The 21,615-nt window shown below is 62.3% G+C and carries 19 protein-coding genes; 14 read left to right on the top strand and 5 right to left on the bottom strand.

All coding sequences use genetic code 11. The features are described 5' to 3' along the window. The first annotated feature begins 106 nt into the window (after positions 1-106). Complete coding sequence (phbB, locus tag MHM84_RS18280) at positions 107-853, top strand: acetoacetyl-CoA reductase (protein WP_239267935.1); 747 nt, start codon at positions 107-109, stop codon at positions 851-853. Positions 854-917: 64 nt separating this feature from the next. Here phbB and MHM84_RS18275 read toward each other — a convergent pair whose 3' ends face one another. Beyond that, entirely contained in the window at positions 918-3,686 is a 2,769-nt protein-coding gene (locus tag MHM84_RS18275) for a DUF349 domain-containing protein (protein WP_239267932.1), read from the bottom strand. A 234-nt stretch (positions 3,687-3,920) separates the two neighbouring features. Here MHM84_RS18275 and minC point away from each other — a divergent pair, with 234 nt between their 5' ends. The 4 genes from minC to sbcB are packed head-to-tail and all read left to right on the top strand — an operon-like array spanning position 3,921 to position 7,323. Further along, on the top strand, positions 3,921-4,661 hold the full coding sequence (gene minC / locus MHM84_RS18270; protein WP_239267929.1) for a septum site-determining protein MinC: 741 nt from the start codon (positions 3,921-3,923) through the stop codon (positions 4,659-4,661). 46 nt (positions 4,662-4,707) lie between these two features. Next, a complete protein-coding gene (gene minD / locus MHM84_RS18265; RefSeq protein WP_239267926.1) occupies positions 4,708-5,526 on the top strand; it encodes a septum site-determining protein MinD in 819 nt (272 codons plus the stop codon). Then, entirely contained in the window at positions 5,523-5,777 is a 255-nt protein-coding gene (gene minE, locus MHM84_RS18260; protein WP_019019531.1) for a cell division topological specificity factor MinE, read from the top strand. Before minD ends, minE begins: the two co-directional genes overlap by 4 nt. A gap of 55 nt (positions 5,778-5,832) precedes the next feature. Next, entirely contained in the window at positions 5,833-7,323 is a 1,491-nt protein-coding gene (gene sbcB, locus MHM84_RS18255) for an exodeoxyribonuclease I (protein WP_239267923.1), read from the top strand. 84 nt (positions 7,324-7,407) lie between these two features. On the opposite strand, the gene MHM84_RS18250 is transcribed toward sbcB, so the two are convergent. Further along, positions 7,408-10,239: an insulinase family protein gene (locus MHM84_RS18250; RefSeq protein WP_239267921.1), complete on the bottom strand. Its 2,832-nt coding sequence runs from the start codon at positions 10,237-10,239 to the stop codon at positions 7,408-7,410. Beyond that, entirely contained in the window at positions 10,239-10,925 is a 687-nt protein-coding gene (locus MHM84_RS18245) for an SOS response-associated peptidase (protein WP_239267920.1), read from the bottom strand. The genes MHM84_RS18250 and MHM84_RS18245 overlap by 1 nt, the downstream gene beginning before the upstream one ends. A gap of 193 nt (positions 10,926-11,118) precedes the next feature. Between MHM84_RS18245 and MHM84_RS18240 the strand changes: the two genes are divergently transcribed. Further along, a complete protein-coding gene (locus tag MHM84_RS18240; RefSeq protein ID WP_239267917.1) occupies positions 11,119-11,736 on the top strand; it encodes a WHG domain-containing protein in 618 nt (205 codons plus the stop codon). A gap of 4 nt (positions 11,737-11,740) precedes the next feature. Further along, positions 11,741-13,612, top strand: coding sequence for an MFS transporter (locus MHM84_RS18235; RefSeq protein ID WP_239267915.1), 1,872 nt, complete (start codon positions 11,741-11,743; stop codon positions 13,610-13,612). A gap of 23 nt (positions 13,613-13,635) precedes the next feature. On the opposite strand, the gene MHM84_RS18230 is transcribed toward MHM84_RS18235, so the two are convergent. Together MHM84_RS18230 and ccsA are read right to left on the bottom strand one after the other, a co-directional pair. Then, positions 13,636-14,916 carry an HlyC/CorC family transporter gene (locus tag MHM84_RS18230; protein ID WP_239267913.1) on the bottom strand — a complete coding sequence of 427 codons (1,281 nt, stop codon included), beginning with the start codon at positions 14,914-14,916 and terminating at the stop codon, positions 13,636-13,638. An 87-nt stretch (positions 14,917-15,003) separates the two neighbouring features. Continuing rightward, the gene (ccsA, locus tag MHM84_RS18225; RefSeq protein WP_239267911.1) at positions 15,004-15,804 is read right to left on the bottom strand and encodes a cytochrome c biogenesis protein CcsA; all 801 of its coding nucleotides are present in this window, start codon (positions 15,802-15,804) and stop codon (positions 15,004-15,006) included. 234 nt (positions 15,805-16,038) lie between these two features. On the opposite strand from ccsA, the gene ffh reads away from it, so the two are divergent. From ffh to MHM84_RS18190, 7 genes are all read left to right on the top strand, one after another. Further along, the gene (gene ffh, locus MHM84_RS18220) at positions 16,039-17,478 is read left to right on the top strand and encodes a signal recognition particle protein (RefSeq protein WP_239267909.1); all 1,440 of its coding nucleotides are present in this window, start codon (positions 16,039-16,041) and stop codon (positions 17,476-17,478) included. A gap of 164 nt (positions 17,479-17,642) precedes the next feature. Further along, on the top strand, positions 17,643-17,894 hold the full coding sequence (rpsP, locus tag MHM84_RS18215) for a 30S ribosomal protein S16 (RefSeq protein WP_092848600.1): 252 nt from the start codon (positions 17,643-17,645) through the stop codon (positions 17,892-17,894). Between the two features lie 15 nt (positions 17,895-17,909). Next, positions 17,910-18,467, top strand: a complete 558-nt coding sequence (rimM, locus tag MHM84_RS18210; protein ID WP_239267907.1) for a ribosome maturation factor RimM — start codon at positions 17,910-17,912, stop codon at positions 18,465-18,467. Between the two features lie 64 nt (positions 18,468-18,531). After that, on the top strand, positions 18,532-19,347 hold the full coding sequence (trmD, locus tag MHM84_RS18205) for a tRNA (guanosine(37)-N1)-methyltransferase TrmD (protein ID WP_239267905.1): 816 nt from the start codon (positions 18,532-18,534) through the stop codon (positions 19,345-19,347). Between the two features lie 143 nt (positions 19,348-19,490). Further along, positions 19,491-19,847, top strand: a complete 357-nt coding sequence (gene rplS / locus MHM84_RS18200) for a 50S ribosomal protein L19 (RefSeq protein ID WP_239267903.1) — start codon at positions 19,491-19,493, stop codon at positions 19,845-19,847. A 115-nt stretch (positions 19,848-19,962) separates the two neighbouring features. Continuing rightward, positions 19,963-20,865, top strand: coding sequence for a site-specific tyrosine recombinase XerD (gene xerD / locus MHM84_RS18195; RefSeq protein WP_239267901.1), 903 nt, complete (start codon positions 19,963-19,965; stop codon positions 20,863-20,865). Beyond that, on the top strand, positions 20,866-21,612 hold the full coding sequence (locus MHM84_RS18190; RefSeq protein ID WP_239267899.1) for a DsbC family protein: 747 nt from the start codon (positions 20,866-20,868) through the stop codon (positions 21,610-21,612). Positions 21,613-21,615 lie beyond the last annotated feature (3 nt).

Genomic DNA, 21,615 nt, shown 5'->3' with positions numbered 1-21,615 from the left:
CGCGCAGCCCAGCAAAACTCGACCATACTTTATTGGAGGGAGACCGTATGTCGATGCGTCTCTCTCGACCTTTTAGACAGTCGTCATGATTCAGGGGGAGAACAATATGACACAAACAGCACCCGTGGCGTGGGTAACCGGCGGTACCGGCGGTATCGGTTCGGCCATATGCCGCGAGCTGGCCAAGGAGGGGTATCTGGTCGTGGCGGGTTACCACAATCCCGACAAGGCAAAAGCCTGGCTCGAAGAGCAGCGCGCCGATGGTTACGACAATATCGCCCTGTCAGGCACCAACCTCATCGACTATGAAGACTGCGAGGCCGGCGTACGCGAGATCCGCGAGAAGTACGGTCCCATCAGCGTTCTCGTCAACTGTGCGGGCATCACCCGTGATACTACGCTCAAGAAAATGAGCCCCGAACAATGGCGTGAAGTCATCGATACCAACCTCAACAGCGTATTCAACACCTGCCGCTGCGTGATCGAGGATATGCTCGAGGCGGGCTACGGAAGGATCGTGAACATATCCTCGATCAATGGACGTAAGGGCCAGTTCGGCCAGGCCAACTATGCCGCCGCCAAGGCTGGCATGCACGGGCTGACCATGTCGTTGGCCTTGGAGACCGCCACCAAGGGAATTACCGTCAACACCCTGTCGCCTGGCTATATTGCCACCGACATGATCATGAAAATCCCCGAAAAGATCCGTGAGTCGATTCGCGAGACGATTCCCGTCAAGCGCTACGGTACGCCGGAAGAAGTGGCGCGCGCCGTGGCGTTTCTGGCGCACCGCGATTCCGGCTACATCACGGGGGCCAACCTGGACATCAACGGCGGGCAGTTCATGGGCTGACCCGCCGGATGGCATGCACGTAAAGACGAGCGAGGCGTTTGGCCTCGCTCTTTTTTGCGGTTGGCTAGGACACCGGCAGGCGGGCCAGCTGGCTAAGATGGTTATCGAGTTCGCCCGCTTCTCGGGACCACAGTGAGGGGGGTACCGGTCCTGTCGCCAGAATGCCGCACAGGATATCGTGCAGCTCGCCGGCCTTGGAGAGTTCGCGCTCGCGCGACTCGTTGATGCGTTCCACCTGGATGGCCAGGCGCAGCGGCTCGTCGGCACGCTCGACGCGGCCTCCGGCCAGGAGCGCAAGATGGACACGCAAGCGGCCCAGCCGTTCCGCGACCTGTGCCGCCGGGATCGGCTCCTGGCGTGCGGCATTGCGTTGCTCGTGGGCGGTCAACATGTCGTCGTCGAGTTCGGGCATAGCCTCGACCGGCGTCGCCTCGTGGCCTTCCAGTTGTCGGGCATCGGCCTCGAGATGGCGATCGAGCAATGGACGAAGTTGCTGCCAGCGCTGGATTTCTTCGCTCAGGCTTAGCTGCACTAGCCGCTCCCGTCGTGCGCGTACGATGCCTGTCCAGCGTCGGCGCATGCCGTCGCTTCGCCGGCCGGCGGGCAGTGGCTCGAGGCTTTCGGCCTCGGCAATGGCCTGTTCCAGCACGCTCGCATCGTGACTGGAGGTGGGCTGCCAGGCATCTAGCCGTTCGATCAGGGCCTGCATGGCATCGAGATGGTCGCGGGTACGTTGGGCACGGTCATCGCGTTCGCTTTCCCGTGCGGCAAAGATCGTGTCGCAAAGGCTGCGGAATTCGCGCCACAACGCCTGTTCCTCGCCCTTGGGCGCGCGACCCAGTTCGCGCCAGCGCCGTTGTAGCCCCTTGGCTTGTTCGGCGCGCTGGGCGGCCGTGCCTGTGTCGCTCTGCAGTTGCCGGGCCTCATCGACCAAGGTGCGTTTGGCAGTAGCGATTTCCTGGGCGCGCTGATCGATCAGGGTCTGCAGAGCGTGACGGATGCGGCCGAAACGTTGCCCTACCTGCTCGGCCTGGTCGCGTGGGACGGGCGAAAAACGCCGCCACTGTTCCCTGGAGCGATCGCGAATTTCACGCAGCACATCGGGGTCGGCATCGGGGTCGGGATGGTCGATCAGGGCCTCGAGCTGATCGCACAGCCCTTCGCGTGCCTGCAGGTTGTTCTGACGCTCTTCATCGCGCGCTTTGCGCCAGGGCGCCAAGCGTTCATGAATGCGGTCGGAAGCGCCCCGGAAACGGTTGGAGAGCTCACGCTCGGCAGCGGCATCGCCGAGGTTCTTCCAATCCTTGACCAATTGGCGATGGCGGCGATCCAGCTCGGCATCGGGCAGTGTCGTATCCTCGGCCAGTTCTTCGATGGCCAGGCATAGCTGGTTGCGTTTGGGACCCGCCACGAAGCCTCGCCAATCGCGCAGTTCGGCAAGTTGTGCACCCAGGCGTTTGAGCGTCGGCTGTAGCGGCTGACGGTGTTCGGCGGGCAAGCTGTCGAAGCGCTGGCGCAGGCTCTGGTGAAGCCGGCTGGCCCGCTTGAAGGCGCCGCGCTCGAGCAGTTTTTCCAGCTCGTCTAGGTCCTTCGCGATACGCTCCGCCTGTTGCGGGCCTGCGGGGTCGACGGGCTGCTGGGACAGCTGGCGTATTGCGCGCCGCAGCAGGGGCGACGGCGGAAGGTCGCTCGGCCAGTCGATACTATCCAGAACGTTGCGCAAACGCGCATTATCCTGCTGCTCGATGCCTTCACGCAGGGCATTGGCTTGCTGTTCCAGGCGCTCCCACGCCTGGCGGATCCGTTCGTGTTCTTCCAGCGTCACCGTGTAGCGCTGACTGAGTGTCTGACTGGGCACGTGTTGTTCGGACAGGGCCTGCCAGCGATTGGCCTGCAGGCGTTTGTGCGCAAGCAGGCTGTCAATGTCCTGTTGGGTAAGCGCCTCGCCCTGGCGTAACCCGGCCAACGATTCTTCGAGTGCCTCGACCAATGCCTGACGCTCTGCTTCCGCATCGTTGCGCTGCTGGTCTGCCGTCTCGATTGCCTGATGCTGTGCCTCGTGATCGGTGATCACCTTGCGACAGCGTAGGCTGGCTTCCTGGTATCGCTGTTCCTGCTCCGCCGATGCCAGGTCGGGAAGCCGCTCCCATTCGCGTTTCAGATGACGATAGCGACCGGCATAGAGCGGTTCCCAGGCATGTCGAGCATGCTGTTCCAGGGCTTCAAGGATGCGCTCTCTCTCGATGCGCTGCGCCTCGGCTTGCGAGGCGTCCTCACGCAGCCGGCTTAGGCGGTCGCGTGCCAGGCGTGCCACGTGCTTGTCGCGCCGTGCCTGACGGGCCAACTGAGCCAGCCCCTCCTCGGACGTCACGCGCTCGGCCGCGGCATGACGTACGGCGGCGATGCTGTTCTCGCAGGCTTGATGGATAAGTGCCGGCTCATCGTCCAGGCGAGACAATGCCGACAGGCGCAACTCCTGGTTGTCGCCATGCAATGCCAGCTCGGCGAAGAGCGCCGGATCATCGAGGCGGTCGATCAGCGCCATGCGTTCGCTCAAGGGGATGTTGCCAACCTGGCCGGACAGCAGTGCCTTCAGGCGGGCGCGAAGCTCAGGCGACTCCTGGTCGGCGCGCAATGCCAGCAGGCGAGCAGGATCGTCGAGTCGGGCAAGTGCCGCCTGGCGTACGCCGGAATCGCTATCGCTGGCCAGGCGCTCCAGGCGTTGGCGATCCCGGGGTTGGCCTGGATCGAGACGATCTATGGCCTGACGTCGTACCGAGGGGTCCCGGTGCTGCCAGCGGGGACCGAATAAACGTTCAAAAATTCCTGACATGAGAGAACAGGCATCCCTGAAAAGGCGTAAATAAAAAGATAAAGTGGTTGTTGTCGCTCCGGCGTCCGCTACCGAAAGCACATCCTGCTATCTAAGCATGTGCATCGCCGGGGGAAAAGCCCGGAGCGTCGGCATCCGGCGACACTGACAAGTCGGCGGGGCTGGGCGTATCATCAGTTGCAGCCAGGCAGCCCCTCGCTTAGCTTAGTGACATTACCGACGCGGAGACCGGCAATGAGCCTCAACGTGGACAGGGCAGGTACGGCCTTTTCTTTCAAGGGTGGCATGCTGCCCATGACGGTCATGGAACTGACCAGTGCAGATCCCGAACAGATACGTGAGCAGCTGGCTAGCAAGGTCAGTCAATCGCCGGCCTTCTTCCAGCATACGCCGGTGGTGCTGAGCGTGGAAAAGCTCGCCGAGCCTCACCTGGCACTGGAGCGGATCTGCGCCGTCTGCCGTGCCCATAAGCTGTTGCCGGTTGCCGTGCGCGGCGGAACGGACCCCGTCAAACAGTCGGCCTGGGCCCTGGGGCTAGGCTGGTTTCCTCCGCAGGAAGAACGCGTGCGCAATCTCGAGAGCGTATCGCGATCCGTGGCCGAGACAGAGGAGGCGCCAAGTCCGGCGCCGGCAGGTGTCGTCCCGGTGGCCAATCGTATTCATCGCGGCACGGTCCGCTCCGGCCAGCAGGTCAGTGCAGCGGAAGGCGATCTGATCGTGCTCGGTTCGGTCAATGCCGGCGCCGAGGTGCTCGCGGGTGGCAACGTGCACGTCTATGGGGCGCTGCGTGGACGCGCCCTGGCCGGGATTCACGGCGACCGCGAAGCGGGCATCTTCTGTCACGAATTGCATGCCGAGCTGCTTTCCCTGGCCGGGAACTACAAGCGCCTCGAGGATATCGATCCTCAGTTGCTCGGCAAGGCGGTGCAGGTGCGCCTTAACGACGACCAGTTGACCATCGCGCCGCTCGTTTGAACCTAACGCTCAATGATCATCAGAAACTAGCAACAGGAAGCTTACCTTGGCCAAGATTATTGTAGTGACCTCCGGCAAAGGCGGGGTCGGCAAGACGACCAGTGCAGCAGCCATCGCCACCGGGCTGGCGCTGCGCGGCAAGAAAACAGTGGTGATCGACTTCGATGTGGGTCTGCGTAACCTGGACCTGATCATGGGCTGCGAACGTCGCGTGGTCTACGACCTCATCAACGTCATCCAAGGCGAGGCAGGTCTCAATCAAGCCATGATCCGCGACAAGCGGGTGGACAACCTGCACATCCTGCCGGCGTCCCAGACGCGCGACAAGGATGCCCTGTCTGCCGAGGGCGTCGAGAAGGTGCTCGATACGCTTTCCAAGGATTTCGACTACGTCGTCTGTGACTCGCCGGCCGGCATCGAGCGCGGTGCGCAACTGGCCATGTACTACGCTGATGAGGCTGTAGTCGTAACCAACCCCGAAGTCTCGTCAGTGCGCGACTCGGATCGGATTCTGGGTTTGCTGGGGTCGAAGACCCGGCGTGCCGAACAGGGTCTGGATCCGGTCAAGGAGCATTTGTTGATCACACGTTACGACCCGGAGCGGGTCAATCATGGCGACATGCTGAACCTGGAGGACATCCAGGAAATCCTGTCGATTCACCTGATTGGCTTGATCCCTGAATCCGAGGCGGTGTTGCGGGCCTCGAACCAGGGCGTACCGGTCACCCACGACCAGAAGAGCGATGCCGGCCAGGCGTATGTCGACACCGTTTCGCGCCTGCTCGGTGAAGACATCCCGCTACGCTTTCATGAGTACCAGAAGAAGAGCCTGCTCTCCCGCGTGTTCGGAGGAGGTCGTCGGTGAAGTTACTCGAATTCCTGAAGCGTGAACGCAAGAAGTCAGCGTCCGTCGCCAAGGAGCGTCTGCAGATCATCGTGGCCCATCAGCGCAGCCAGCGCGATCAGCCCGATTACATGCCGATGCTCGAGCGCGAACTGCTGGAGGTCATCCGCCGCTACGTCAATGTCGACCAGGACGCCATCAACATCAGTCTCGACCGCGAAGATGACTGTTCCGTTCTGGAGCTCAACGTCACGCTGCCGCGTAGCGGCTGAGCGTTGGCTTTAGCTGTGCTAGTCTGGTCGCTTTCGATGGGTGTGGAGAGCGGTCATGGCGCAGCTTGGCGCGACACAGCGAACATTTCTCTGGCACGATTACGAGACCTTTGGGGCCGATCCACGGCGCGATCGGCCTGTACAGTTCGCGGCCATTCGCACCGACGCCGACTTCAACGAGATCGGCGAGCCGCTGACGCTTTACTGCAAGCCGGCCGACGACTTCCTGCCGCATCCGCAAGCATGTCTGGTCACCGGCATTACACCGCAAACGGCGCGGCGGCGCGGGCTGCCCGAGGTCGAGTTCGCGGTGCGTATCAACGCCGAGATGAGCGTGCCAGGCACTTGCGTGCTGGGTTACAACAGCCTGCGCTTCGACGACGAAGTGACCCGCCACCTGCTGTATCGCAACTTTCTCGATCCCTATGCCCGCGAATGGCAAAACGGCAATTCGCGCTGGGACCTCATCGACGTGGTGCGTACCTTCCACGCTCTTCGCCCCGAGGGGATCGAGTGGCCACAGCGTGAGGACGGTTCGCCGAGCTTTCGTCTCGAAGACCTGACGGCGGCCAACGGCATCGAACATGCGGGCGCCCATGATGCGCTGGCCGATGTGCGGGCCACCATCGCGCTGGCACGACTGCTGCGTTCGCGCAATGCCAAGCTTTTCGACTACTTGCTCGGGCTGCACAACAAGCGTGACGTGGCCGCCAAGCTCGACATTCCCGGGCGCAAGCCCATGCTGCATGTTTCTCGGCGCTATCCTGCCAGCCGTGGCTGCAGTGCGTTGGTCATGCCGTTGGCCGAACATCCTTCCAATGCCAATGGCGTCGTCGTCTACGACCTGTCGGTGGATCCGGCGCCGCTGTTCGAACTGTCCGTCGATGAGATACGCGCCAGGGTCTTCGCCAGTGCGGACGAGCTGGCCGAGGGGGAGTCGAGGATTCCGCTCAAGGTCATTCACATCAACCGTAGTCCGGTCGTCATGCCGGCTACGTTCCTCAAGGATGTCAGTGGGCCTCACCAGGGCGAATACGGCACGATCGTCGAACGCCTGGGGCTCGACGTGGTGGCCTGCCGCCAGCATTGGAAGGCGCTGTGCGCGCACCCCGAGGCAGCCCGCAAGGCGGCGGCCGTATTTGCCGAAGGCCCTGCACAGGGCCCGCAGGATCCCGATCTGATGCTCTACAGCGGCGGGTTTTTCTCGCCGGCGGATCGTCAGGAGATGCAACGGGTGCTAAGTACGCCACCCGAGGCGTTGGGCGAGATGGCGTTCGCGTTTCAGGATCCACGCCTCGAGGAGATGCTGTTCCGTCTGCGAGCGCGCAATTATCCCGATACGCTGACCAGTGAAGAGCAGTCGCAGTGGGAAGCCTATCGCTGGTCGCGGATGAATGACGCCACGCTGGGTGTGCTGACCCTGCAGGCATTTGCCCGTGAAATAGAACGGTTGAATCAAGCTGCACTGGGCGATCGTGAGCGACAGGTGCTCGAAGAGCTGGTCATGCATGTGGAGTCAATCATGCCGCCACAGGCATTCGGTTGAGTTCGGGCTTTGCAGACTGGACAGGACAGGAAAAACCGCCCGCGCCGACATTGACGGCGCGGGCGGTATCGTTTCAGAACGAGTTCAGTGTGCCTCGGGCAGGGGCTGATAGTCCTCGGTCAGCGCCGAGACGTCACTGGGCGACATCCCGCTGGCGAAAGTGACCACTTGGGACGGCGCTTCACGCAGCGCCTGCCATGCCTGGCGCAGGGTGGCGGCATCCAACTGCGAGACGCGCTCGGCCAACCGCTCGCGACGGTCGAACTCGGTATGGTCGTAAGCCAGCTCGTACCACAGGCGATTGGTCAGGCTGGAGAGCGACGGATCGCGTTCCAGCAGTCGATCGCGTACGGCATTGCGATAGGGAGCGATCGTCTCCTCGTCGGCCTGGTCGATGCGGGCATCGAACGTTTCCAGGAAGGCGTCGATGCGCGACTGGACCTTGTCGATATCCGCGCTTGGCGACTGGACCAGGAGGTTGATGCCCGGTGCATCGAGCAATGGCTGATAGCCGGCAGTGACGATATAGCCGAGTTGTTCCTCGGTGCGCAGCTGCGCATAGAACGGCGTGTCGATCATCTGGCCGAGTACGGCGAGGGTGGCCTGGCTGTCCAGTGAGCGATCGGGGCCCTGAAGGTAACGCAATACGGCGACATCGTTGCGCGTCGAGTGCGGATGCAGCACCGGTGCCGAAGGCGGTACATCAAGGGGGGTCAGCTCGGGGATGGCGGCCTCGTCCAACTGGGGCGACAGGGCATTGGCTACCGTCAGTCCCTTGCGGCGGGCCTGCTCCGGCGTCAGGTTGCCGACCGCCATGCTCTCGATGTAGAGCCCATTCAGGAATTGCGTGCGGAAGTCACGCAGATCTTCGACGTCGAGCGGGCCGATGGCCTCGAGCAAGGCGGCTTCGCTCCACTGCGGACGAATCAGCGCCGCTCCCAGGGTGTTCTGCATCTGCGCATAGAGCGGCGACTGCGGGGCATTGCGCCATTCGCGTTCCAGGCCCATCTTGACTCGTGCGAAGGTGTCACCGTCGATATCGCCCTGTTGCAGCTGCTCCACCGCTCGACTCAGCACTTTTTCCTGCTGATCGCGCCAGCCGGACAGCGATAGCGTAATGCCACGGGAGTGGGCGTAGGCGGACACGTCCTGGCCAGCCAGGCGGGCGGGATACAGCGTTTCATTGAGACTGTCGTTCAGCCAGCCGGCCAGCAGTCGGGCCAGGGCGGCATCATGGGCACTGCTCGAAGCTTCAGGGTTCTGCAGGCTGAAGCGCCATTCCACACGCGGGGTGCCGAACTCGCTGTCGGGGCGATACCACAGCGCAAAGTGCTCGCCGTCGATCAGCGCTTCGGGGTCCCGGGTTTCCAGGTCGAGCAGCTCCAGGTCCTCGGCGATGTACGGGTTACGTTCGGGCAGCGCCAGGCCGGGCAATGGTTCGGCCTCGGGCCACTGTTCGACCCGGGTCAGCGTGTAAGGCGCATCGAACCACTGGCTGCGCTGCTCGCCCTCCACGTCGGGGCCGCTGTAGACGCGCAGCAGTGACTCGGGGGTGAGCGAGGCGAGCAAGTTGCGCACTTCGTCCGTTTCGAGTCCTTCCATGCGATAGCTACCGTACTGGACGTCCTCCAGCGGATAAAGCGCCATGTTCATGGCCAGTCGGCTGGCAAGATGAATGGGCTCGCCGCGCTGCTGGAAACGAAATCGTTGTTCCGAGAGTTGCGCCTGTTCTTCATAGCGCCAGGTCTCGATGCCGTGTTCGCGAATGCGCCCGATCATGGCAAACAGGCTGGCCTGGATGCGGTCGAGATGCTGGACCCCGTCGGGGGTCAGGCTGACGCTAACGGCAAACAGGGCGTCGTCACCGTCGCCGCGCATGCTGCCGGCCGACAGGCCATCGGCCCAGCCCTGCTCACGTAGCGCGGCGAGCAGGCTGCCTTCGCCTTCGTGGCCAAGCAGATTGGCTACGTAGTCCAGCGACTTGTGACGGTAATCCTCGATCGGGTCCGGAGTGGAAAACAGGAAATGCACCTGACGGCGGTTTTCCAGGCTCTGGACCTGCATCTTGGCCGGGACGAGTTCCGGGGTCAGCAGTGTCTCCGGGATCTCCGGACGAGTCAGGCCGCGGTCGGGGACGGCGCTGAAGTCCTCGCGCACCCAGGTCTCCAATGTGTCCAGCGACTGTGGTGCCACTACCGCCAGGTTCATGACATTGGCACCGTAATGGTTCTGGTAGAAATCGATCAGCGCCTCACGCAGTGGCCATTCGCCGTCACGCAGGGTCTCGAGGCTACCCACCGAGAAGCCGGTGTCCGGGTGGTCGGGATTGAGTGCCTGATCCATGGCCTCGTTCAGGCGACGGGCATCGTCACGCAGGCGGGCCTGGTATTCCGAATGCACGGCGTTACGCTCGCGATCGACGTAATCGGGATTGAACAGTGGGGCGATGAAGAACTGGCTGAAGCGGTCGAGTGCGCCGGAAAGGGCATCCGGCTCGATGGAAAAGAAATAGTTGGTGTCCTGGCTGGCGGTGAAGGCATTGTGGTTGCCGCCGTGCTGGTTGATGTATTGCTGATAGCTGTCCGCCTCGGGATAGCGCTCGGTGCCCAGGAACAGCATGTGTTCGAGAAAATGCGCCAGGCCGGGAATCGATTCCGGATTCTGGGCGCTGCCCACCGAAACGTTCATCGATGCAGCCGCCTTGTCGGCGTCGGGATCGCTGACCAGCAATACCTGTAGGCCATTGTCCAGCGTCAGGGCGCGATAGTCCCGGTCATCGTTGGGGCTGATGATTGGCGCCTCGTCGGTTGGCGCGGTGGTGGCTTCGCCCTCGGCCAGGGTCTGGCCTGCCGACAGTGTCAGGCCGAGCCAGCATAGGCCCAGCCCGAGGGCGCGGCGGGATCGCGGTAGTCGCATCATGTCTCCTGTTCGCTATGCCAGCGGACCATGTTGCCGGTCGGTCGACCGCAGGCCCAGTCCTGGTAAGACGGATCGTTTACCCGTCTTGATACAGGAAAAATGCCCAACAGTTCCAAGGGAGACGGAGAAAGGAGAGTGCGTGCGTGCTCCTGCGAGGTATCCGGCGATAGCCAGCGGTGTGCATTTTCCGGAGCGACGATGGCCGGAAAGCGGTCGGTGAGCGGCGCCAAAAGTTGGTTGGCGGGAACGGTAATCAGTGCCGTGGAATCGTTGTAGTGGGTCAATGTCGTATGGTAACGGCACCAGATTCCGGCCAACAGCAACGGGCCTCGGTCGACCCGGGTCACCAGGAACGGCTGCTTCATGCGTGGCTGAGGTTTCCAGACATAGACTCCACTGACCGGGATCAAGCAGCGTCGAGCGGCAAAGGCGTCACGGAACATGGCGCGTTCGTCGAGCGACTCGGCTCGCGCGCAATGTGGCGCGTGGTCGAGGATCTTGAGCCAGGGTGGGGTCAGTCCCCAGAATGCCGTGGTCAGACTTGAGGTCGCTTGCTCGTGACGAATGATGGAAATAGGGGTGCGTGGCGCCCGGTTGGGGCTGGTGATCAACGGTTGGGTGGCCTTGAGCCCGGGCAGCAGGCCGTCGAGGGGAAAAGCGGCAATATGCAGGCGTCCGGCCATGGTTGCGGTCTCTAGCTGGTGAGTCACAAGGCGTTTTCAGCCTATCGCTGCCCGGGTCGGCAGCCATTGGCGGGCTACGGCATGCGTTCCGGACTTGCGTTTACGTACGGTGTCGATATGCTGAGCGAAAACAGTGTTCGATCATTGTCGCATCCGAGCGCGCACGGACGCGATCTACGAAACGAGGTTAACGATGGCACGTCCCCGACAGCACGCGCCCGAGGCGTTGCATGCCCAGGTCATGGCCGCGTGCGATGCATGGCTGCGGGAGAATCCTGTGCACTCGCTTTCTCTGCGCGCCCTGGCGCGCGAGATAGGCTGCGCACCCAGTACGCTACTCAAGCTCTATGGCAGCTTCAACAACCTGCTGCAGTACGTCAACATCGAGACGCTCGATCGGTTGCGTGCCGCAGTCGAAGACCTGAGTGGCGCGACGCCCGAACCGCAACTCAAGGCGCTGGCGACGGCTTACTGGCAGTTTGCGCAGAAAGAGCCGTTCCGCTGGCAACTGCTCTTCGACTATCCTCTGGCTCAGGAAGGTGAGCTGGACCAGCGCCAGAACAGCATGATCGAGGCACTGTTCACACGCGTCGAGGCGACGCTCAAGGAGTATCAGCCGGCCCTCGGGGAACTCGAGGCGCGGCGTATGGCACGCACCCTGTGGGGCAGTGTGCACGGTCTGGTGCAGTTGGGACTCAATGAACGCCTCGGTTACTGGCAGGGCCAGGCGCTCGAGGTCGGGGAACTGCTCGATCAATTACTGTCCACCATCCTGGCCGGCCTTAGGTCGTCATCCGAACATGGTGAGTGAGTCCTTGCTGACGCAGCGCCGCTTTGCCCCGTTCTTTTGGACCCAGGCCCTGGGCGCCTTCAACGACAATCTATTCAAGAACGTATTGCTGCTGCTGCTGACTTTCGTGGCCGTGCCCCGGCATGGCTGGGACACGGGGCTGCTCAACAATTTAGCGGCAGGGCTGTTCATCCTTCCCTTCCTGCTGTTTTCCGCCTGGGGCGGCGCGTTGGCCGACCGGCTCGACAAGCAGCGCCTGATTCGTCGTCTCAAGCTTCTCGAGTTGATCACGATGTGTGCAGCGGCGGCGGCGGTCTGGTTCGAGCAGTTTGCCGTGCTTCTCGGGTTGCTGTTCATGATGGGGACGCAATCGGCGCTGTTCGGGCCGGTCAAGTACGCCATCCTGCCGCAGCATCTGCGCCCCACCGAACTGGTGCGCGGTAACGCTTGGGTCAACCTGGGAACTTTCGTCTCGATCCTGTTGGGAACGCTGTTGGCCGGCGTGCTGGCTTCGCTGGAGGGCGGCTGGTCCCGTGGGGCGATAGCCTTCACGCTGGTGGGGATCGCCCTGGCCGGCTATTTGGTCAGCCTGGGCGTACCCACTGCGCCGTCCAGTGCGCCGGGGCCCGTGACGTGGCGGCCACTGTCGGGCAGTGTTCAGGTATTGCGCAACAGTTGGCAGCATCCGCGCATCTTTCGTGGCCTGCTGGGAGTCAGTGTGTTCTGGTTCCTGGGTGCCTGCTACCTCACGCAACTGCCGGCTTGGGTGCGCGATGTGGTGCATGGCGACGAGACCGCCGTCAGCGCTCTGCTGGCGGCGTTTGCGTTGGGCGTAGGCGGGGGCGCGCTGTTGTGCGCGCGGCTGTCCGGCGGACGTCTGGAAGTGGGATTGGTCCCCCTGGGGGCGCTGATCATCGGTGCCGCCGGGCTCGACCTGGCGCTGCAGCCAGCCATCGTTGGCGAGCAACTGGGCTTGGCGACGCTTTTGACCATGCCTGGCTTTTGGCACATGGTGCTGGATCTGGCTCTGGTCGGTGTTGGCGGCGGATTGTATATCGTGCCTCTGTATACCTTGATCCAGTTAGCCAGCCATGACGAGCATCGCGCGAGGATGGTAGCCGCCAACAACCTGCTCAATGCCCTGTTCATGATCCTGGCTGCGGCCTTCGGTATCGTGGTGCTGAGCCTGTTCGGCGCGTCGCTGCACGTCTTCTTCGTCTGGCTGGCGGGCATCGCCCTGGCAACGGGTGTCTATGCACTGCTGGCCAATCCGCGCTCGGTATTGCGACTGGCCATTTTCGCGTTGATGCATGTGTTGTATCGCCTGCGTTTCACCGGGCGTAGCCACGTTCCTGCGGAAGGGCCGGCGCTGGTGGTCTGCAATCATGTCAGCTTCATGGATGCGTTGATTCTGGGCGGCGGTTGTCCGCGCCCGTTGCGCTTTCTCATGGACCGGCCGATCTATGAGTCGCCATGGTTGAACTGGTTCTTCCGTATTGCCGGGGCGATTCCCGTGGACTCGGAGCGTCGCGATCCGGGCGGGATACGTCGTGCGCTGGAACAGGTCAGCCTGGCCTTGCGCAGCGGTGAAGTCGTCATGCTGTTTCCCGAAGGGCGGCTCACGCCGGATGGCGATGTATATCGCTTCCGACGCGGCGTGGACATGATTCTGTCGCGCGATGCCGTTCCGGTCGTGCCGGCCGCATTGGCTGGGCTATGGGGGTCGTGGACTTCGAATTGCGAAGGTGCGGCACTGACCAAGCGACCGCGCCGGTTCCGCGCCAAAGTGGCGCTGGTGTTCGGTGAGCCGATGGCCCCGCAAGAGGCAAGCAGTGGCACCCTCGAGGCCAAGGTTCGTGAACTCAAGACCGCCGCCGAGCGACGCATTCTCGAGTGAGCGAGGAGACATCGCCAGAGGGGTTAGCCAAGGCGTGAACGGCGCACCTGCTGCCAACAGCGTGCCGCCGTGATCAGGTTGTCCTTGACCTGCAGAATCTCCATTCGCGTAGCGCCCAGTTGCAAACATGCTGGCGCGTCAGGGAAGGACTCGAGATGTTCGAGGATCAGCCCGTTGAGCGTCTTGGGGCCGTCGGTGGGCAATTGCCAGCCCAGCATCTTGTTGATCTCGCGAATGTTCGCCGTCCCCTCGATGACATAGCTGCCATCGTCCTGCAGGTGAATCTCCTTGTGCATGCCGGCGACGTTGGTGGTGAATTCGCCAACGATTTCCTCGAGGATGTCCTCTAGCGTGACCAGCCCCTCTACGTCGCCGTACTCGTCGACCACGATGCCGATGCGCCGCTTCTGCTGCTGGAAGTTGAGCAGCTGGGTATGCAGTGGCGTCGATTCGGGGATGAAGTAGGGCTCGCGCGCTTCCTGGACGATCGCCGCCTTGGTGACCTCGGGTTTGGACAGGAATCGGGCTGCATTGCGCAGATGAAGAATCCCGATAATGTTGTTGATGTCACCCTTGTAGACCGGCACGCGCGTATGCTGGCTGGCACGAATCTGGGCCAGGATGTTGTCCAGGTCATCGTCCAGGTCGATGCCCGACACCTCATGACGAGGCACCATGATGTCGTTGACGGTCACGTTCTCGAGATCGAGGATCGACAGCAGCATGGCTTGGTGACGGCGCGGGATCATGGTGCCGGCTTCGTGCACCACGGTGCGTAGCTCGTCGCGGGTAAGGTTGTCCGCACCGCCTTCGAGATTGCGTACCCCGAGCAAGCGTAGCAGGCCGTTGGAAATGGCGCTGACCAGCCACACCAGCGGGTAGAGCGCCTTGAGCAGCGGTTCCAGGGCCAGCGACGAAGGATAGGCGATGCGTTCGGGTTTGATTGCGGCGTAGGTCTTGGGTGTCACTTCGGCAAAGATCAGCACTACGATGGTCAACACCAGAGTGGCAATGGCCGGCCCCGAGACTTCGCCGAAGAAGTGGATGGCGATAATGGTGGCGATCGACGCCGCCAGGTTGTTGACGAAGTTGTTGCCGATGAGGATGACGCCGATCAGGCGATCGGGCCGCCCGAGCAGCCGCATCACCCGCTTGGCGGCGCGGTCGCCGCTCTTGGCCTGATGGCTCAGGCGGTAGCGGTTGATGGACATCATGCCGGTCTCGGAGCTGGAGAAATACGCCGACAGGCAGATGAGAAGAAATAGCAGGCCGAACAGCAGTCCCAAAGGGATGTCGTCGTTCAAGGGCTGGGAATCCTAAATTGCATGACAGGCTCGTTTGTAGGGAATAGGCCGCCCCGGTGTCAAGGCAGGGTAGCCACACATGACGGCTCAGGGCCGATTGAACACGATTTCCAAGGCGAACTTGCTACCGAAATAGGCCAGCAATAGCAGCGCGCAACCGCCTAGTGTCCAGCGCACGGCCTTGGCGCCGCGCCAGCCGAGAATGTGATGCCCGGCCAAGAGCAGGGCGAAGATGATCCAGGCGGCAAACGAGAGTACGGTCTTGTGGACGAGGTGCTGGGCGAACAGGTTGTCGAGAAAGAGCATGCCACTGACGATCGATGCCGTGAGCAGGAGCATGCCGGCCCAGATCAATTCGAACAGCAGACGCTCCATGGTGACCAAGGGTGGCAATACCTGAACGATGCCGCGCGTATGGTGCTTGCGCAGGGACTGGTTCTGACGAGCCAGCAGCATGGCTTGCACGGCAGCGATGGCGAACAGTGAAAATGCCAGTGTCGAGGTCAGGACATGAATGGCAATGCCCGGGGGCAGTCCTTCGCGCTCACTATGCGTAGGAAGGCCCACGACCAGTAGCAAAGCCAGTGCCGCCAGGGGGAACAGGCCAACGGCTGCGCTCAGCACGGGCTTTACGAAGCTGACACCCAACAGCAGCAGGGCGATCAGCCAACTGAACACCGACACGCTATTGGAGAGGCTGAGGTTGAGTGAGTCGGTGCTGCTCAGCGTGACGAAGACCACTGCGCTGTGGCAGGCCACGGCCAACAGACCAACGCCCCTGACCAGGGCCGGCCGCGGAGGGACGCGGCGCAGCAGCGTCAGGCCCTGCCAGGAGCCGGCGCCTAGGTAAAAAATAATGGCAAGTAGTGCGAAGGGAAGCGCCTGCATGGTTAGGCCCTGCTGACCTCGGAAGGTGTGCCATGGCAAAAGAGAATCGATTGCAGCGCCACTATACCGAATCGTGACCTTCTCGCCCAGCCACGGCAGGGCGGTGAGAAGAGGCCGTGGCTATAGCTGCATGGAGACTGACGCCGTGAAGGCGTATAATTCTTCGCCAAACAGTGGATGTGATATCGCCCTACGGCGAAGCAGACATCCAGGCATCCCAGCATGGAGAGCCCCATGTTCGAAAATCTCTCGGAGCGTCTGTCGCAGACACTCAAGTCGGTTACCGGTCAGGCCAAGCTGACCGAAGACAATATCAAGGATACGCTGCGCGAGGTGCGTCGTGCCCTGCTCGAAGCCGATGTCGCGCTGCCGGTGGTCAAGGCCTTCATCGAGCGGGTGCGCGAGCGCGCCGTTGGCCAGGAGGTGTCGCGCAGTCTGTCGCCGGGTCAGCAGTTCGTCAAGATCGTCCAGCAGGAGCTGGAAGCGATCATGGGCGAGGCCAATGAAGGGTTGGCGCTCAAGGGCAGCCCGTCGGTCGTGCTGATGGCCGGTCTGCAGGGGGCGGGCAAGACCACCTCCGTAGCCAAGCTGGCGCGTTACCTGCGCGAGCGTGAAAAGAAAAAAGTCCTGGTAGTGTCCACCGACGTCTATCGTCCGGCGGCCATCGATCAGCTCGAAACCCTGGCGCGTGAAGTCGAGGTCGATTTCTTCCCGTCGACCAGCGACCAGCGTCCGGTCGACATCGCCGAAGCGGCCCTCAGGCACGCCAAGATCCAGTTCCATGACGTGGTGTTGGTCGATACGGCGGGTCGATTGCATGTCGATAGCGACATGATGGATGAGATCCAGGCGCTGCATCGGGCGACCCAGCCTCAGGAAACCCTGTTCGTCGTCGATGCGATGACCGGTCAGGATGCCGCCAACACGGCCAAGGCCTTTCATGAGGCGTTACCTCTCACCGGGGTGATCCTGACCAAGGCCGACGGCGATGCACGTGGCGGTGCTGCGTTATCGGTGCGCCATATCACCGGCAAGCCGATCAAGTTCATGGGGGTGGGCGAGAAGGTCGACGCCCTGGAACCCTTCCATCCTGACCGTGTGGCGTCGCGTATCCTGGGCATGGGCGACATGCTGTCGCTCATCGAGGAGGCCGAGCGTAGCGTCGACAAGAGCAAGGCGGAGAAGCTCGCCAAAAAGGTCAAGAAGGGAGAGGGCTTCGATCTCGAGGATTTTCGCGATCAGCTACAGCAACTCAAGAAGATGGGCGGCATGGGCGGCATGATGTCCAAGTTGCCGGGCATGGGGCAATTCGCCGAGATGGCGCAGGGTCCCGGGCCCGAGAAGGAGTTGGGCAAGCTGGAAGCGCTGATCAACTCCATGACGCCCAAGGAACGCCGCAAGCCGGAGATCATCAATGGGTCGCGCAAACGGCGTATTGCGGCCGGCGCCGGCCTGCAGGTGCCTGACCTGAATCGCCTGCTCAAGCAGCACAAGCAGATGCAGAAGATGATGAAAAAGGTAGGCAAGAAGGGCGGCATGCAAAAGATGATGCGCGGCATGTCCGGCATGTTGCCGCCCGGCATGGGCGGTGGTCCCGGTGGCATGGGCGGCGGCCCGGGTGGCATGGGTGGTCCGGGCGGTCTTGGCGGCGGTGGAGGCTTCCCGCGGCGTTGAGGCTATAATGTGGCGGAGCGAGGAAAAAGGTTTCCAACGCCCGTCGTTTTCCGTAGAATGCTGCGTCTTCGTGGCAGGCTGCGCGCGTGCGTAGCTGACGACTGCGACTGCAGTCATGAATCTGTGGCGTAAATACTGAACTCAACCGAAGGATTGTTAACGCAATGGTTACCATTCGTCTGGCACGTGGTGGCGCCAAGAAGCGTCCCTTCTATCACCTGACCGTGAGCGACTCTCGCAAGTCACGCGATGGCCGTTTCATCGAGCGTGTTGGCTTCTTCAATCCGGTCGCCCGCGGCCAGGAAGAGCGTCTACGCGTCGATCTCGACCGTGTCAGCCACTGGCAGGGGCAGGGCGCGCAGGTCTCCGACCGCGTCGCCGAGCTGATCAAAGAAGCGCGCAAGCAGCAAGCGTAAGCCGAGCCCCGCCTCATGCCGAATGACGTATCGAGCGCGCCGCAAGCCGGCCAGTCGGACGAGTACGTGGTGCTGGGCAAGCTGACCAGCCCCTACGGCGTGAAAGGGTGGCTCAAGGTGTATTCGTACACCAGCCCGATGGAGGGCATCCTCGACTACGCCGAATGGATGATCGAGCAGCGCGGGGTACGTACGGCCCGCCGCCTCGTCCAGGGGCGTCGTCAGGGGAAAGGCCTCGTGGCCTGTCTCGAGGGGATCGATTCGCGAGAGCAGGCGGAGCAGCTTGCCGGGGCGGAGATTCTTCTGCCCAAGCAGACCCTGCCCGAACTCGAGGTGGGTGATTATTATTGGTATCAGTTGGAAGGGCTTCGGGTCGTGACGCTGCAAGGCGCCGACCTGGGACGTGTCGACTACCTGTTCGAAACCGGCGCCAACGATGTCTTGGTCGTCAAGGGCGATGCGCAGAGCATCGACGACAGGGAGCGGTTACTTCCCTTCCTGCCCGATGAAGTGATTCGCGACACGGATCTGGTGACCGGTACATTGACGGTGGACTGGGACCCTGAGTTCTGATGCGACGCGTGATCGGGCGCTGACACGACGGGCCGGCCATGGCTCCGGCTCCATGGGATCTGCCGTGTGGATTGGTGTTGTCTCCCTGTTCCCGGAAATGTTCGAGGCCCTGACCGGTTACGGGGTGGTCGGGCGAGCGGTCAAGCAGGGGTTGCTGGAAATCGATTTCTGGAACCCCCGGGATTACGCCACGGATCGCCACCGCACGGTGGATGATCGCCCTTATGGCGGTGGGCCGGGCATGCTGATGAAGGTCGATACCCTGCGGCGTGCCATTCATGAGGCGCGAGCAAGCGGTGAGCGGCGTTACGGCACGCCTCCCAAGGTGATCTATCTGTCGCCTCAGGGGCGACCTCTGGATCAGCGTGGCGTGCAGGAACTGGCGTCCGGTGGCCCCTTGGTCGTAGTGGCTGGACGCTATGAAGGCATCGACGAGCGCGTCGTGGAAAGCGACATCGATGAAGAGTGGTCGATCGGTGATTATGTCCTGAGCGGTGGCGAGCTGCCGGCCATGGTGCTGATCGATGCCGCGGCCAGACTGGTTCCCGGCGTGCTGGGGCATCGGGATTCGGCAATCGAAGACTCGTTTGCCGACGGTCTGCTGGATTGTCCGCATTACACACGGCCTGAAATCATCGATGAACGGCGTGTGCCGGATGTGCTGCTTAGCGGCAATCATGCCGCGATCCGGCGCTGGCGCCTCAAGCAGTCACTGGGACGCACCTGGCTCAGGCGACCCGAATTGTTAAAGAGCCGAACGTTGAACGATGAGCAGCGTAAGCTGCTCGATGAGTTCATCGAGGAATACGCCAACCCGGCGGAGGAGTGTGGCGAACCGGTGCGGCCCGATGCCGACCAGGCCCGAGGCGAGGACCGGTAGGCCCCACGTCACCCATATTGTCGTTCCCGCGTCATCGCGCGTCGGGATCACACGCCAGGCAGGCGCGTCTCGAGTATCGTCACTGACGATGCCGAGAGAGTACAGCGAGCCCGCGTGGCCCAAATCAGTCAAGGAGTTGCATCATGAGTGGCAAGAACAAAGTGATCCAGGCGATCGAAGCCGAGCAGATGAGCAAGGAAGTACCGGCATTTGCGCCGGGCGATACCGTTGTCGTCCAGGTCAAGGTCGTCGAAGGCAACCGCGAGCGTCTGCAGGCCTTCGAAGGCGTGGTGATCGGCAAGCGTAACCGCGGTCTGAACTCCGCCTTCACCGTGCGCAAGATTTCTCATGGTGTCGGCGTCGAGCGTACCTTCCAGACCTACAGCCCGCTGGTCGCTTCCGTTGAGGTCAAGCGCCGTGGCGACGTGCGTCAGGCCAAGCTGTACTACCTCCGTGAGCGCAGCGGCAAGGCAGCGCGCATCAAGGAAAAGCTGGCCTAAGCGGTTGGCCGTTGGCGGCGAGGCATGCCTTGTCGCCATCTCACGAAACCCCGTCGCCGCGAATGCGGGGCGGGGTTTCGTTGCATCTGTGAGTTGCTTACGAAGATAATGTGCCATGGCGGAGTCAGATGACGACAGCGGGCTGATCGAGGCCTACCTCGATGCCCTGTGGCTAGAGCGGGGAGCCAGCGAGCATACGCTCTCGAGCTACCGGCGGGATCTCGAAGCCTGGCGCACCCACATTCATGAGAGCGGTAGCCGACTGCTCTCGCCCGATCCCGAGGTGTTGCCTCGCTGGCTGGAAACGCGACGTGCCGCAGGGTATCAACTGCGCAGCAATGCCCGGCTGTTGTCGAGTCTGCGTGGTTTCTATCGTTGGCAGCTCGAGCAGGGGCGTCTGGATGGCGATCCGCTCGGTGAGGTCCGCTTGCCGCCAGTGCGCGCCAGTTTGCCCAATACCCTGGATGAAGACGAAGTCGAGCGTCTGCTCGTTGCACCGGACGATACGACGGCATTGGGCTTGCGGGATCGTGCCATGCTCGAAGTGTTATATGGCTGCGGTCTGCGCGTTTCCGAACTGATCGGCTTGCGTCTGGACAACGTCAACCTGCGCCAGGGCGTGGTACGTGTCGTCGGCAAGGGCGACAAGGAGAGGCTGGTGCCGTTGGGGGAGGAGGCCCAGGCGTGGGTAGAGCGCTACCTACGTGCCGGTCGCAGCGAGTTGATGAGCGATATACGGCGTCCGCCCTTGTTTCCTGGCCGTAGTGATGCGTTCATGACGCGCCAGACATTCTGGTATCGCATCAAGCACTATGCCCGGCTTGCCGGTATCGATCGGCCACTGTCGCCGCATACTCTGCGTCATGCATTTGCGACGCATCTATTGAATCATGGAGCCAATTTGCGTGTCGTACAGATGTTGCTGGGTCATAGCGATCTATCGACGACGCAGATATACACCCATGTAGCCCAGGCGCGCCTGGAGACGCTACATGCCGAACACCATCCTCGAGGCTGAATGATGATTCGTGGTTTCAAGGCGCTGTCGTGCGCACTGTTCGCAACCCTGACACTCACTTCCAGTCTGGCGCTGGCCGCGCCGACTGCGGAAACGTTGGCCGAGCGACTGGCCGTGAACGGTGAGCCGATGCCCGTGGAGAGCGTGAGCGAGACGCCGCTGGACAATATTTATGAAGTGCGTCTGAAAAGCGGCGAAACGTTCTATAGCGACGCCGAGGGAAGCCATTTCATCGTCGGGGATCTATTCGCCAACGGCGAGAGCGGACTGGTCAACCTGACCCAGCAGACACGCAACGCCGAACGCGCCGAACGGCTCGCCCAAGTGCCGGAGGATCAGCGCATCGTCTATCGCGGCAAGGAGGCGCCCCGTGCGACGATACAGGTATTTACCGACGTGACCTGTCCCTACTGCCGCAAGTTCCACGAGGAAGTTCCACGCCTCAACGATATGGGCATTGAGGTGCAATACCTGGCGTTTCCGCGCAGCGGCCTGGGCTCCGAGGGCGCACGTTACCTCGCTCAGGTATGGTGTGCGGACAACCCGGCCGAAGCGCTGAGCGCCGCCAAGCGTGGTGATAGCTTGAAGAATGCTCCGGATTGCGACAACCCGGTCATCGATCAGTATCATCTGGGTCTCGAACTCGGCGTACAGGGTACGCCGGCCATCGTATTGCCCGATGGTCGCATGGTGCCAGGCTACGTGCCGGCCGAACGGCTGGCCGGTATGCTCGGCATCGAGGAATGACGC

This window comes from Halomonas sp. McH1-25 (assembly GCF_022348165.1).
Taxonomy (GTDB): domain Bacteria; phylum Pseudomonadota; class Gammaproteobacteria; order Pseudomonadales; family Halomonadaceae; genus Modicisalibacter.
The sequence above is the reverse complement of the archived record's forward strand: the minus strand, read 5'-3'. Positions and strand labels throughout refer to the sequence as shown.

What these genes read in the sequence shown, in the direction of transcription:
- rplS (WP_239267903.1), top strand. Translation starts at nt 19,491, where the DNA reads ATGAGTGGCAAGAACAAAGTGATCCAGGCGATCGAAGCCGAGCAGATG.
- rimM (WP_239267907.1), top strand. Translation starts at nt 17,910, where the DNA reads ATGCCGAATGACGTATCGAGCGCGCCGCAAGCCGGCCAGTCGGACGAG.
- MHM84_RS18245 (WP_239267920.1), bottom strand. Translation starts at nt 10,925, where the DNA reads ATGGCCGGACGCCTGCATATTGCCGCTTTTCCCCTCGACGGCCTGCTG.
- phbB (WP_239267935.1), top strand. Translation starts at nt 107, where the DNA reads ATGACACAAACAGCACCCGTGGCGTGGGTAACCGGCGGTACCGGCGGT.
- MHM84_RS18190 (WP_239267899.1), top strand. Translation starts at nt 20,866, where the DNA reads ATGATGATTCGTGGTTTCAAGGCGCTGTCGTGCGCACTGTTCGCAACC.
- sbcB (WP_239267923.1), top strand. Translation starts at nt 5,833, where the DNA reads ATGGCGCAGCTTGGCGCGACACAGCGAACATTTCTCTGGCACGATTAC.
- minC (WP_239267929.1), top strand. Translation starts at nt 3,921, where the DNA reads ATGAGCCTCAACGTGGACAGGGCAGGTACGGCCTTTTCTTTCAAGGGT.
- rpsP (WP_092848600.1), top strand. Translation starts at nt 17,643, where the DNA reads ATGGTTACCATTCGTCTGGCACGTGGTGGCGCCAAGAAGCGTCCCTTC.
- MHM84_RS18250 (WP_239267921.1), bottom strand. Translation starts at nt 10,239, where the DNA reads ATGCGACTACCGCGATCCCGCCGCGCCCTCGGGCTGGGCCTATGCTGG.
- ccsA (WP_239267911.1), bottom strand. Translation starts at nt 15,804, where the DNA reads ATGCAGGCGCTTCCCTTCGCACTACTTGCCATTATTTTTTACCTAGGC.
- ffh (WP_239267909.1), top strand. Translation starts at nt 16,039, where the DNA reads ATGTTCGAAAATCTCTCGGAGCGTCTGTCGCAGACACTCAAGTCGGTT.
- MHM84_RS18275 (WP_239267932.1), bottom strand. Translation starts at nt 3,686, where the DNA reads ATGTCAGGAATTTTTGAACGTTTATTCGGTCCCCGCTGGCAGCACCGG.
- MHM84_RS18240 (WP_239267917.1), top strand. Translation starts at nt 11,119, where the DNA reads ATGGCACGTCCCCGACAGCACGCGCCCGAGGCGTTGCATGCCCAGGTC.
- xerD (WP_239267901.1), top strand. Translation starts at nt 19,963, where the DNA reads ATGGCGGAGTCAGATGACGACAGCGGGCTGATCGAGGCCTACCTCGAT.